This window comes from Brevibacterium sp. MGP-B1 (assembly GCF_057766545.1).
This window is the reverse complement of the sequence record NZ_CM173407.1, coordinates 1,786,000-1,797,630: the sequence shown is the minus strand read 5'-3', so window position 1 is coordinate 1,797,630 and position 11,631 is coordinate 1,786,000. Positions and strand designations below refer to the sequence as shown.

Sequence of the window (11,631 nt, the reverse complement as noted above, 5' to 3'; positions counted from 1 at the left end):
GCGTTTCGGCAGCGGAGAGCCGACAGAGGGTCAGAGGCGGCGGATGACGGCGACGACGAGGCCCATGATCTGCGCGTAGGTGCCGTCGATGGGTTCGTAGTTCTCGTTCTGCGGCATCAGCCACTGCTGACCGGCCTTGCGCTTGAGGGTCTTCACCGTGGCCTCGCCGTCGAGGAGGGCGGCGACGATCTGACCGTTGTCCGCGGTGTGCTGCTTGCGCACGACCACCCAGTCGTCGTGGCAGATGGCGGCTTCGATCATCGAATCGCCGACGACCTTGAGCAGGAACATCTCACCGGAGCCGACGACCTGGGTCGGCAGGGAGAAGACATCATCGACTTCCTGCTCGGCCAGGATCGGGCCACCGGCGGCGATGCGTCCGACGACCGGCACCTGCACAGTGTTGTTGGCCAGCTCCTCGTACTTCGCGCGCTCGGCCTCTTCCTCTTCGAACGGATTGACCACTTCGATGGCACGCGGGCGCTTCGGGTCACGGCGGACATAGCCGAGGCGTTCGAGCTGGGAGAGCTGATGGGCGACGCTGGAGAGGGAGGCCAGCCCGGCGGCCTTGCCGATCTCGCGCATGCTCGGCGGGTAGCCGTTGGTCACGACCGCGCGTTCGATGGTTTCGAGCACGAGACGCTGACGGGGAGTGAGGCGGAAGTCGCCCTCACCGGATGACCCCTCAGGGATCTGGACGACGTCGTCATCTGTGCGAGCGGCAGCGATCTCGCTGGCAACATCTTCGTTGCGAGGCCTGCCTCTGCCTCGTTTGTTCTGAACCATTGCTCGTTCCCCTTCGTTCTATTCCCTGCCGCTGAACACCGTGATCTCCGCTTCGGAAATTCTCGTGTCAGTGCCGACTGAGATGGTTCTGACAGATCAATCAACAACGCTGGTTCCCTCTCATTGTCGCATAGATGTTCGAGTTGGACTGGACATTTGTTCGATTGGCATGTTGAATAGAACAGACGTTCTACCGATTACTGGTGGAATCGTACGAATGAAAGAGGTAATGCGATGTCTGCACAGAACACCGAGCTGCACCTGACCCCTCGTGGACGCCAGGCTGTGCGCCTTCTCCGGACCCTGCTCGTCGCTCTCGTCGTCATCGGCGGGGCGGTCCTCCTCGCCACCCAGTCGTTCTCGGCCGCTGCCGTCGCCGAATCGGAGACGGAGAGCATCGGCATCGACGCCGAGGCAGTCGTCGTCGGTGAGGGTGAATCGCTGTGGACCGTGGCTTCGAATCTCGGCATCGACCGCGACACCCGCGATGTCGTTGCCGATATCGTCGAGATCAACCACCTGGACACACCGACGGTTCACCCCGGACAGACCCTCGACGTCCCCGTCCGCTGAGGCCGAACCCGGCTCGACCGGCAGCAGCCGGGCCCGTCCGGCAGTGCGCTGACCCGTTCGATCGGGTGAGCCGACCGGCGTATCTCGATGCCCGACCCGCCGCCCGGGCGGCGGGGGCCTCTCGGTAGAATGATCGCCGTGGGAAACATCGACTCTCTGCCAGTGCGTTCAGACCTCGTCGGCCTCAAGCCGTACGGGGCGCCGCACCTCAATGTGCCGGTCCAGCTCAACGTCAACGAGAACGCCTATCCGCTTCCGGATGTCGTCGTCGACAGCATGCGCGCAGCCGTCGACGATCATTTCGCCGGACTCAATCGATATCCCGATCGCGAATTCACCGCACTGCGCGAACACCTTGTCACCTATCTGGACGGTGTGAACGAACGCGCCGGTGACTCCGTCGACCTCGACCCCTCCATGATCTGGGCCGCCAATGGTTCGAACGAAGTGCTCAGCCATATCGTCCAGGCCTTCGGTGGCCCGGGCCGCACAGTCCTCGGCTTCACCCCCTCGTATTCGATGCACCCGCTCATCACCACGGGCACGGGTGCCGAATGGCAGCACGTCGAACGCAAGGACGACTTCACTCTCGACGCCGAGACGGTCGCCGCCGAGGTGGCTCGTGCGAATCCGGACATCGTCTTCCTGTGTACCCCGAACAATCCGACCGGCACCTCGATCGGCCTCGACGTCATCGAAGCCGCATACGACAACTGCGCAGGGATAGTCATCGTCGACGAGGCATATGCGGAATTCTCCCGCCCCGCCAAGCCCTCGGCGATGACTCTGCTTGAGGGCCGGCCCCGCCTCGTCGTCTCCCGCACCATGAGCAAGGCCTTCGCCTGTGCCGGACTGCGCCTCGGCTACGCCATCGCCGCCCCCGTACTCATCGACGTCCTCCGCCTCGTCCGTCTGCCCTACCACCTGTCCGAGATCACTCAGGTGCTGGCCTGCACGGCACTCGAACATGCCGAACTGCTGCTGGGCAATGTCGACCGTCTCATCGACTCGCGCAACCGCATGTCGTGCCACCTCGCCGAGGCGGGCTTCACCGTCCACGACAGCGATTCGAACTTCGTGCTCTTCGGCAACATCGCCTCACCGGCCGACCTGTGGCAGAAGCTCCTCGACCGCGGAGTCCTCATCCGCGATATCGGCATCACCGGCCACGCCCGCGTCAACGCCGGCACCGAGGCAGAGACCGAAGCGTTCCTGACCGCCATCGACGATATCCTCGCCGAATCACCGGACATCCTCGCGGACCGTCCGCAGTCTCCGACCCCGTCATCAGCCGCCCCGACGAAAGGCACTCCATGAGGCAGGCCCAGAACTCACGCACCACGTCCGAGTCCACGGTGTCCGTGTCCGTCAACCTCGACGGCACCGGCACCTCGAACATCTCGACTTCCGTGCCGTTCTTCGACCATATGCTCACCGCCCTGTCGAAGCACTCGATGATCGACCTCGACATCACCGCGACCGGTGACACGCACATCGACGTCCACCACACCGTCGAGGACACCTCGATCGTGCTCGGCCAGACCCTGCGCGAAGCGCTCGGCGACAAGGTCGGCATCCGCCGCTACGGCTTCGCCGCCGTGCCGCTGGACGAGGCCCTGGCACAGTGCGTCGTCGACGTCTCCGGCCGCCCCTACTTCGTCCACGAAGGCGAGCCCGAGGGCCAGCAGTACCACCTCATCGGCGGTCACTTCACCGGTTCGATGACCTCCCACTCGCTGGAATCGATCGCCTTCAACGGCGGCCTGACCGTCCACCTCGACCTGGTGCGCGGTCGCGACCCGCACCACATCGTCGAAGCCGAGTTCAAGGCCTTCGCCCGCGCGCTGCGCGAGGCCGTCGAAACCGATCCGCGCAGCGATTCCGTTCCCAGCACCAAGGGAGTCCTGTGAGCACGACCGTCATCGTGACCCCGTTCGGGGTCGCCCAACAGCTGGCCGCCGCCTGCGTGCTATCGAACATCTCCGGCACCATCGTGCCGATCGGCGAGTTCAGCGGAATCGTGCTCGCCGACACGGATGTCAAAGCCGGCAACGAGGCGGCCGCCGCGATCTCGAAGCTCGCGGGCAAACATGAGGTCCTCCTCCTCGTGCGCAGCGAAGAGCAGATCGACGCCGGCCATTTCCGCCACGGCGCCCGGGAGTCCGATGTGCCGGCCGGGCTGGCGCTGAAGAACCTGCCCGATGTGCTCGAAGGTCTGCTGCTCGAAACCGTTGCAGCAGAGGACGTCGAAGGCAATATCCCGACCTCGTCGATGACGAAGCTGCAGGCCAGTGCGGCCACGATGAGCCCGGGTCGGGCCGCCATGGCACGCACGGCACTGCTGTGGATCATCGCCGCCGTCCTCGCCGGACTCGTCATGGCCTTCGGCATCGCCCTGGCCCTCGGCGGGAACACCATCGCCTGGGTCGTCGCCGCACTCGGTGCCGTCGTCCTCGGGTTCTCCCTGTGGAGGATCTGGTCGGTGCTGAGCAAGGGGGCGAAGCGATGACGACTGTTGCCGTCCTCGACTACGGTGCCGGAAACGTCCGCTCCGCCGTGCGTGCGGTCGCCGCAGCCGGCGCCGAGGTCACGCTCACGGCCGATCACGATGTCATCAACGACTCCGACGGACTGCTGGTCCCCGGCGTCGGCGCGTTTTCGGCCGTCATGGCCGGACTGGAGAACGTCGGGGGAGTCGACCTTATCCGGGACCGCCACGAACAGGGGCGACCGCTGCTCGGCATCTGCGTCGGCCTCCAGGTGTTCTTCGCCCGCGGCGTCGAACACGGAGTCAAGACCGAGGGCATCGGTCTGTGGCCCGGAGCTGTCACCGGCCTCGAGGCACCGGTCATCCCGCATATGGGATGGTCGAAGGTCAACGCTCCCGCAGACTCGGCCATGTTCGCCGGCATCGGAGACGAACGCTTCTACTTCGTCCACTCCTACGCCGCAACCGAGCCCCCGGCGAACGCGACGGTGACGACCGCCCGCCACGGCAATGACTTCATCGCCGCTGTCGAAGACGGAACCACCTGGGCAGCACAGTTCCATCCCGAGAAATCCGCCGAGGCGGGTGCCAAGCTCCTGCGCAACTGGCTCGCCTCGTTCGCCGCCGACAGCAACCCGGGCAGCGGTTCCGGCAGCACCGGCAGTACCGGCACCAACCCCACAGACTCACTCAGCTCCTGACCGAGCACACCGACTATGGTTGCCTCAAACCCCGTGGCACCCTGGCAGAAAGGTCACAATGACAGACAGTTCGAACAAGCTGGTCCTCCTCCCGGCCGTCGACGTCGCTGACGGCAAGGCCGTCCGCCTCGTCCAGGGCGAAGCCGGAACCGAAACCGACTACGGTTCACCCATCGACGCCGCTCAGGACTTCGAGAGCCGCGGCGCCGAATGGATCCACCTCGTCGACCTCGATGCCGCCTTCGGGCGCGGATCGAACTCGGATCTGCTCAACCAGGTCGTCAAGGCCGTGGGGATCAAGGTCGAACTCTCTGGCGGCATCCGTGACACCGAAAGCCTCGAGCGCGCACTCGACACCGGAGCCGAGCGCGTCAACATCGGCACCGCTGCTCTCGAGAACCCCGAGTGGACGGCCGAGATGATCTCGCGCTTCGGCGATCAGGTCGCCATCGGCCTCGACGTGCGCGGAACCACCCTGGCCGCCCGCGGCTGGACGAAGGACGGCGGCGACCTCTACGAAGTCCTCGCCACCCTCGAAGCCGCCGGCTGCTCCCGCTACGTCGTCACCGATGTGCGCAAGGACGGCACCCTGCAGGGCCCCAATGTCGACCTGCTCAAGGATCTCGCGCAGAAGACCGACTCCCCGATCGTCGCCTCCGGCGGAGTCTCGAGCCTCGACGACCTGCGAGCCCTCCGTGAGCTCGTGCCCTTCGGCGTCGACTCGGCGATCGTGGGCAAGGCACTCTACGCCGGCAAGTTCACTCTGGAAGAAGCCCTCGACGTCGCAGGACGGTGAGTCTGTGAGCACGCACGAGCCGGACCAGCCGCATGGGCCGGACCAGCCGCATGGGCCGGGCGAGCCCCGGTCCGCCGCGTCTGATGCCCCGGCAGGCGACGCCCACGCCCCGACGGATTCCGCCGGACAGGCGTGGGAGGGCCGGGCTCTCAAACCCAACCCGTTCTCCGGTGATACCGGGCTGGCGGATGCGGCCTTGCTGGAGGCCATGAACCAGGTCGCTCAGACACCCCTGGACCCGGCCGCACACCAGCAGGTCGTCACGGCTCTGTCCGGGGCCAGGCTCTATGCCCCGATCGTGCCGATGGTTCTCGACCAGGAGGTCGGAGAGAACGGGCTCATGGCCGACAACTCCTCGGAGATGGCGATGGTCCGCCTCCAAGCCGAGGACGGCCGCGAGTGCACCCCCGGATTCACCGGAATCCCACCGCTGACTGCGTGGCATTCCGATGCCAGACCCGTCCCGATCGAGTCCGAACGGCTCGTCCTCGGGGCGATCGAGGCCGAGTCCCAGCTCGTCGTCCTCGACCCCGGAGCCGAGTCCTCATTCCTGCTGCGCCGCCCCGCCATGTTCGCGTTCGTGCAGTCCCAGCCCTGGACTCCGTCCTGGGCCGACGCCGAGGTGGCCCAGCGTCTGCGTGCCATCGCCGAGTCCTTCCCGTGGCTGGCTCGGATCGGTGTGAGCCCCGGCAGCAACAGCGTCCACCTCGGTGGGCCGGAGCTCGGCATCACGCTCGGTGTCGAGTCCGAGGTGCCGTCGGAAGAGGTGCGCCGGTTCCAGGAAACCGTCGCCGGTGACGAGGACCTCGTCGCGAAGATCGACTCCCTGGCCATCCGCCTCGTCGAAGTCTGACCGTTCCGGGCGTGTCAGATCGGCGGGGCACCTATGCTTATGACCCATGAGCGAAATCCGTGACCTCGGCCACTCGACCGCACCGGACGACAGCTACCTCGATGAGATGGCTCGACAGACCCGGGCTCGGGCCGAGCAGGCCGCCGAGTGGGCCTCCGACTTCACCGGTGCCCCCGAGGCGGGCCGGTCCGGCATCGCCGCGGGCCTCGACACTGCGGAAGGCGACCTCACGAGTCTGCTCCACACCATCCATGACCTCGCCGAGACCGCATTCGAAGAGTTCGATTCGGTCGCCGCGATCGCCTCGGTGCTGGAGAATCACGGAGTCGACGTCGAGACCGGCCTCTACGGTGTGAAGACCACATTGCGGGCGACGACGGGATCCGGACACGGTCGCACGATCGCGATCCTCGCCGAATACGATGCCCTGCCCGAGATCGGGCATGCGTGCGGACACAACATCATCGCCACCGCCGGAATCGGTGCCTTCCTGGCCCTCCACGCCCTGTGCGAGAAAGACCCCGACGCCGTGCCGGGCACCGTCGTCCTGCTGGGCACACCAGCCGAAGAAGGCCATTCGGGCAAAGAGGTCATGGCCCGGGCCGGTGCCTTCGACGGCATCGACGCGGCCATCATGGTCCATGGTTACGGATACGACTGCGCCGACCAGGTGTGGCTGGGACGCCGCCTGCTCAAGGTCACATACTCAGGGGTCGCCGCCCACGCCTCCGCGCAGCCCTTCATGGGGCGCAACGCCCTCGACGCGGCGAACCTCTTCTACCAGGGGCTCGGGTTGATGCGGCAGCAAATGCCGCCGATCTCACGCCTGCACGCGGTCATCACCGACGGCGGAACGAGGCCGTCGATCATCACCGAAACCGCCACCGTGCAGTGCTACGTCCGTTCGAAGTTCCCCGAGACGCTCAAAGAGCTCTCCGACCGGGTCGAGGACGCGGCGAAAGGCGCCGCGCTCATGACCGGCACCGGAGTCACCGTCGACTGGGACGAACATCCGCCGTCGCTGCCCGTGCGCACGAATTCGACGCTGACCGCCCGTTGGGCCGAACACGAACAGGCGCGCGGTCGCCAGCCGCTTCCTGCCGGGGTCCTCGACGAATCGATTGCCGCGTCGACGGACTTCGGCAACGTCTCCTACCGGATTCCCGGCATCCATCCGCTCATCAAGACCGCCGACGCCGAGGTGGCGCTGCACACCCGAGAATTCGCCGCAGCCGCCAAGACCCCTGCCGCCGAATCCGCGGCACTCGACGGTGCCTACGGTCTTGCGTGCACCGCCCTGGATTTCCTCGTCGACGATGCCCTCGCCGCCGAGGTGACCGAAGAGTTCGCCCGCGACGGGGGAGCCATCGACGTCGAGCACTTCTTCGACTGAGATCGTCCCGCCGCACCCAGACCCGCGCCATCGAAGAGAAGGACCGCTCATGTCGACGACGACAGATGGGAAAGTCGGTTTCGGCCAGCGCACGCTGGACTGGATCGAACGCATCGGAAACAAGCTGCCCGAACCGTTCACACTGTTCCTCGGGCTCTTCATCATCACCGGCCTCGTCTCCACGGCGATGGCCATGGCCGATGTCACCGTGGCCATTCCCGGCGGCGACGAGACCATCGCGATCAAGGGCCTGTTCACCGGGGAGGGCCTGGCGTGGCTGACCACGACGATGGGCGACAACTACATCGGGTTCCCGCCCTTGGCGACGGTGCTGCCGATTCTGCTGGCCGTCGGTGTGGCAGAGAAGTCGGGAATGCTCGCCGCGGCCGTGCGCATCGCCTTCGGCAAGAGCCCGAAGTGGCTGCTGCCCTATGCCGTCGGCTTCGTCGGGGTGGTCGGGTCGATCATGGCCGACTCGGCGTTCGTCATCATCCCGCCTCTGGCTGCGCTCGTATTCAAAGCCGCAGGACGGCATCCGATGGCCGGTCTCATCGGCGGGTTCGCCGCCACCGGTGCGGGCTATTCGACCTCGATCGTCCCTACGAGCCTCGACGCTCTGTTCGCCGGGATCACCACCTCGGTGATGGAGACCCTGCCGAACACCGACTACACCGCGGTCAACCCGGTATCGAACTACTACTTCAATATCGCCTCGTCGATCGTGCTCGCGATCATCGCCGGATTCATCATCGACCGGCTCATCGAACCGAACATGGTGCGCAAGGGAGTGCCCCGCGAATACGCGAATGCCTCGTCGAGCGGACTGGCCCGCGAATACCAGTCGCCCGACAGCCCCTATGGGGATGCCTCGGCGACATCGGATGGATCCTCTGAGTCTTCGGACGATGAGTCGTCCACAGAGATCAAGGCCGAACTCGAACCGGAGGAGAAGAAAGGGCTGATCTGGGCGGTCGTCTCGGGGCTCGTCCTCACCGCGGTCTTCCTCTTCGCTTTCCTTCTCCCCGCTTCACCCTGGCGGAACGAGGACGGCGGATTCCTCCCGGAGTCCCCGCTGCTGTCGTCGATCGTGTTCATCGTCTTCGCCTACTTCATGCTCATGGGCGTCGTCTACGGCATCGTCGTGCACACCGTGAGATCGATGAACGACCTCGTGAAGATGATGAGCCAGTCGATCATCGACATGATGTCGTTCCTCATTCTCGCGTTCATCCTCGGCCAGTTCATCGCCCTGTTCAACTGGACGGGAATCGGTTCGTGGATCGCCGTCGCAGGTGCGTCTGGGCTCGAGGCGATCGGGCTGACCGGGTTCGCCGCGGTCATCGGCTTCATGCTCCTGGCCAGCGTGCTCAACCTGTTCATCGTGTCCGGGTCGTCGATGTGGACACTCATGGCCGCCGTGTTCGTCCCGCTCTTCGCCCTGCTCGGCTACGAACCGGCGTTCATCCAAGCCGGTTTCCGCGTCGGAGACTCGGCCACTCAGGTCATCACCCCGCTCAACCCGTACATGATCGTCCTCCTCGGCCTCGTCCGCCGTTATGAGCCGAACGCCGGGCTGGGCACGGTCATCTCTCGGATGTTCCCCTTCGTCATCCCGTTCTGGTTGGCCTGGGCCCTGCTGCTGGGCATCTGGTTCGTCTTCGACCTGCCGTTGGGCCCGGGCAATGGGATCCGATTGTGAGGTTCGATTGCCGATGGTGAGCCGAATCAGCGATCTTATCGTCAAAACCCCGGACCCGGCTCGGCTGAGCCGATTCTGGTGCGAAGCACTGGGGTACGAGGTGACGGCCACAGACGAAACCGGAGTCGCGATCTCCGGGGCGTCGAATGCACCGACTATTCTCTTCGAGCGTTCGAGCGATTCGTTTGGGGACAATAGTCTGCATCTCGACCTCTGTCCGACTGACCGCAGCCAGGCGGACGAACTCGAAAGACTTATGGCTTTGGGTGCCACGAAGACTGATGTCGTGCCGTCCGGAAGCTGGCATGTCCTCGCGGATCCGGACGGCAACAAGTTCTGTCTCATGGCGAAGCGCATTCCCGCAGAGCCGGACGACTTCCATGGCTGAGTCCCAACCCAATCGGTGACAGAAGCAGGAAACGACCATGCAGTTCTGCGGATTACTGTCGGAATTCCGCGGTCAGAGGTCGTTCGCGACCTTTATGCCTCCGAGCATCTGCCGTACGCCCTCGCGCCAGTCGGTTGTTCCGACTGTTTCGGCCAAATCGCTGGAGGCGATGACGCAGGGTTCGTACCAGATCGGTGCCAACTGGTTGAGCTCATAGAAGGAGCGTTCGAAAGCACCGATGGCACGGGTCGCCCAGCGTGGGACTGAGAGCGGACGCTTGTGCTTCTGCCCAAGAGTGTCCGCGGTGAAGTCGGCGATCTCGGCCAGTGTCGGATTTGATGCCGGTGCGATCCGCAGCTGATGCGTCCCCGCGGAGACGTCCTTCAGATCCTCTGCCGCCTGGATCATCGCGGCGGCGTGATCGGCGATGACGGTGATTCCGTGCGGGACATCAGTCCGTGCCGGCACCATGGCTCGGCGCCCGTGAGAGATCGGTTCGGTGATGCACATGCGCACGACGGATGACCATTTCTCTGCGGTTCTGCCGAGCAGATCCCCGGCGATGACGCTCGCACTGGTCGCTGCGTGAGCCTCACGGGCTTCGATGAGTCGCTGCCGAATTCGTCCCTTTTCCTCCACCGGAGCGAACAGGGAGGTCTCAGTGATCGGGGTGCGCAGTCCGGCGAAGGCATAGACGGACTCAGGGAAGACGACGGGGATGCCGAGTTCTGCGGCGGTATCGAGGATCGCCGCATCGAGGCGGGGGAGAAGCTGCTCCCATGTGCGGCTGTCGTACGCGGCATGAGCACATGCGAAGATCGCATCGACTCCCGCCGCCGCCTCGGCCAACTGGGCCCGATTACTCGCATCGGCCCTGATATGGGTGGGAGCGCTGACTGTCGTCGTGCCGGTCGTAGACGACGTTTCCGACGGGGCGGTCGCGTTGCTCGCGCCGGCCCCGGCACTGGAGGAACCACTGCCGGAGCGGGTGGCGATGCGGACATCTGTGCCTGAAGCGATGAGTTGAGCCGCGATCTCCGAACCGATCTGACCATTGCCGATGACGAGTGCTGTTTTCATGACGGAACCCTTCCGATGTCTCCGAGTAGCAAATGAGAGCAGTGCTCTCTCGAATCAGCGTAGGCCTCATGCGTCGACAATTCAAGAGCAGTGCTCACTGTTGTTATCTTTGCTCTCGGATCGTATGGTGAAAGCATGACGGAGACGACCCCACGACAGCGCGCCCGGATCGAGACGGAAGCCCAGATCACCGCGATCGGCAACCGGATGGTCGACGATGACGGTGTCGACGGACTGTCGCTGAGAGCGATCGCTCGAGAGCTCGGAGTCGTCTCCAGTGCTGTGTACCGGTACGTGAAGAGTCGTGATGAACTGCTGACGATCCTCATCCGCGATGCCTTCACTCAGATCGCCGACGCGGTCGACGAGGCCATGGAGGAGGAGCGGAGCGTAGAGGCTCTTGCTCTGAGGATGCTCGAGTGGTCGCGCACCTACCCGAACCGATGGGCGCTCATCTACGGCACGCCGATCGCTGACTATGAGGCTCCGCGTGAGCAGACTGTGGTGCCGGGAACGCGGATCATGGTGACGCTCGCGGGGCTGGTTGCGGAAGCTCGGAACGACGCCGAGGCGGCACCTGAGAGTGGTGCGAAACCGAGAGGATCAGTGGCGAACAGTTCACCCCGCAGCAAGGGATTGCGAGGCGCGGAGTCCGCGCTTCAACCTTTGCGGGACGGGCTTGCGGAGTTGGGGCTTGAGTATGACGATCGCGTGATCTTGGAAACCGTGACCATCTGGGTCGCGGTCATCGGCCTCATCAACGGTCTGCGGTTCGGCCAATTCGGGCCGGGATTCGACGACGTCGAAGACGATCTGATGTCCGGAGTGGTGAGCCGCCTCGGCGAGTAAGCCGGCGGGAGTCCGTGTGGAACTG

Annotated in this window: 13 protein-coding genes; 11 read left to right on the top strand and 2 right to left on the bottom strand. The window is 65.0% G+C overall.

All coding sequences use genetic code 11. The features are described 5' to 3' along the window. Positions 1-30 precede the first annotated feature (30 nt). Positions 31-786 carry a transcriptional repressor LexA gene (lexA, locus tag AC3CD9_RS08200; RefSeq protein ID WP_092012603.1) on the bottom strand — a complete coding sequence of 252 codons (756 nt, stop codon included), beginning with the start codon at positions 784-786 and terminating at the stop codon, positions 31-33. Positions 787-1,020: 234 nt separating this feature from the next. Between lexA and AC3CD9_RS08195 the strand changes: the two genes are divergently transcribed. The 10 genes from AC3CD9_RS08195 to AC3CD9_RS08150 all read left to right on the top strand — a co-directional run bounded on the left by AC3CD9_RS08195 (position 1,021) and on the right by AC3CD9_RS08150 (position 9,677). Further along, positions 1,021-1,359 carry a LysM peptidoglycan-binding domain-containing protein gene (locus AC3CD9_RS08195; protein ID WP_101546893.1) on the top strand — a complete coding sequence of 113 codons (339 nt, stop codon included), beginning with the start codon at positions 1,021-1,023 and terminating at the stop codon, positions 1,357-1,359. A 138-nt stretch (positions 1,360-1,497) separates the two neighbouring features. Continuing rightward, positions 1,498-2,676: a histidinol-phosphate transaminase gene (locus AC3CD9_RS08190; RefSeq protein WP_488367174.1), complete on the top strand. Its 1,179-nt coding sequence runs from the start codon at positions 1,498-1,500 to the stop codon at positions 2,674-2,676. Next, positions 2,673-3,269 carry an imidazoleglycerol-phosphate dehydratase HisB gene (gene hisB / locus AC3CD9_RS08185; protein ID WP_172174436.1) on the top strand — a complete coding sequence of 199 codons (597 nt, stop codon included), beginning with the start codon at positions 2,673-2,675 and terminating at the stop codon, positions 3,267-3,269. Before AC3CD9_RS08190 ends, hisB begins: the two co-directional genes overlap by 4 nt. Then, on the top strand, positions 3,266-3,868 hold the full coding sequence (locus AC3CD9_RS08180; protein ID WP_488367173.1) for a hypothetical protein: 603 nt from the start codon (positions 3,266-3,268) through the stop codon (positions 3,866-3,868). Before hisB ends, AC3CD9_RS08180 begins: the two co-directional genes overlap by 4 nt. Continuing rightward, positions 3,865-4,548, top strand: coding sequence for an imidazole glycerol phosphate synthase subunit HisH (gene hisH, locus AC3CD9_RS08175; RefSeq protein ID WP_488367172.1), 684 nt, complete (start codon positions 3,865-3,867; stop codon positions 4,546-4,548). The genes AC3CD9_RS08180 and hisH overlap by 4 nt, the downstream gene beginning before the upstream one ends. Before the next feature lie 58 nt (positions 4,549-4,606). Beyond that, positions 4,607-5,344: a bifunctional 1-(5-phosphoribosyl)-5-((5-phosphoribosylamino)methylideneamino)imidazole-4-carboxamide isomerase/phosphoribosylanthranilate isomerase PriA gene (gene priA, locus AC3CD9_RS08170; protein ID WP_139470134.1), complete on the top strand. Its 738-nt coding sequence runs from the start codon at positions 4,607-4,609 to the stop codon at positions 5,342-5,344. A 4-nt stretch (positions 5,345-5,348) separates the two neighbouring features. Further along, positions 5,349-6,197 carry an SseB family protein gene (locus tag AC3CD9_RS08165; protein WP_488367171.1) on the top strand — a complete coding sequence of 283 codons (849 nt, stop codon included), beginning with the start codon at positions 5,349-5,351 and terminating at the stop codon, positions 6,195-6,197. Positions 6,198-6,243: 46 nt separating this feature from the next. Then, positions 6,244-7,590: a M20 family metallopeptidase gene (locus AC3CD9_RS08160; RefSeq protein ID WP_488367170.1), complete on the top strand. Its 1,347-nt coding sequence runs from the start codon at positions 6,244-6,246 to the stop codon at positions 7,588-7,590. 49 nt (positions 7,591-7,639) lie between these two features. Next, positions 7,640-9,289, top strand: a complete 1,650-nt coding sequence (locus AC3CD9_RS08155) for an AbgT family transporter (RefSeq protein ID WP_488367169.1) — start codon at positions 7,640-7,642, stop codon at positions 9,287-9,289. Between the two features lie 13 nt (positions 9,290-9,302). Further along, on the top strand, positions 9,303-9,677 hold the full coding sequence (locus AC3CD9_RS08150) for a VOC family protein (RefSeq protein WP_488367168.1): 375 nt from the start codon (positions 9,303-9,305) through the stop codon (positions 9,675-9,677). A gap of 72 nt (positions 9,678-9,749) precedes the next feature. Here the strand turns inward: AC3CD9_RS08150 and AC3CD9_RS08145 are convergent, their stop codons facing one another. Further along, on the bottom strand, positions 9,750-10,757 hold the full coding sequence (locus AC3CD9_RS08145; protein ID WP_488367167.1) for an NmrA family NAD(P)-binding protein: 1,008 nt from the start codon (positions 10,755-10,757) through the stop codon (positions 9,750-9,752). 135 nt (positions 10,758-10,892) lie between these two features. Between AC3CD9_RS08145 and AC3CD9_RS08140 the strand changes: the two genes are divergently transcribed. Continuing rightward, complete coding sequence (locus AC3CD9_RS08140) at positions 10,893-11,606, top strand: TetR/AcrR family transcriptional regulator (RefSeq protein WP_488367165.1); 714 nt, start codon at positions 10,893-10,895, stop codon at positions 11,604-11,606. Positions 11,607-11,631: the final 25 nt, after the last annotated feature.

Coding starts and splice junctions, on each gene's coding strand:
- AC3CD9_RS08195 (WP_101546893.1), top strand. CDS start 1,021: ATGTCTGCACAGAACACCGAGCTGCACCTGACCCCTCGTGGACGCCAG.
- AC3CD9_RS08160 (WP_488367170.1), top strand. CDS start 6,244: ATGAGCGAAATCCGTGACCTCGGCCACTCGACCGCACCGGACGACAGC.
- lexA (WP_092012603.1), bottom strand. CDS start 786: ATGGTTCAGAACAAACGAGGCAGAGGCAGGCCTCGCAACGAAGATGTT.
- hisB (WP_172174436.1), top strand. CDS start 2,673: ATGAGGCAGGCCCAGAACTCACGCACCACGTCCGAGTCCACGGTGTCC.
- AC3CD9_RS08150 (WP_488367168.1), top strand. CDS start 9,303: ATGGTGAGCCGAATCAGCGATCTTATCGTCAAAACCCCGGACCCGGCT.
- AC3CD9_RS08140 (WP_488367165.1), top strand. CDS start 10,893: ATGACGGAGACGACCCCACGACAGCGCGCCCGGATCGAGACGGAAGCC.
- AC3CD9_RS08155 (WP_488367169.1), top strand. CDS start 7,640: ATGTCGACGACGACAGATGGGAAAGTCGGTTTCGGCCAGCGCACGCTG.
- priA (WP_139470134.1), top strand. CDS start 4,607: ATGACAGACAGTTCGAACAAGCTGGTCCTCCTCCCGGCCGTCGACGTC.
- hisH (WP_488367172.1), top strand. CDS start 3,865: ATGACGACTGTTGCCGTCCTCGACTACGGTGCCGGAAACGTCCGCTCC.
- AC3CD9_RS08145 (WP_488367167.1), bottom strand. CDS start 10,757: ATGAAAACAGCACTCGTCATCGGCAATGGTCAGATCGGTTCGGAGATC.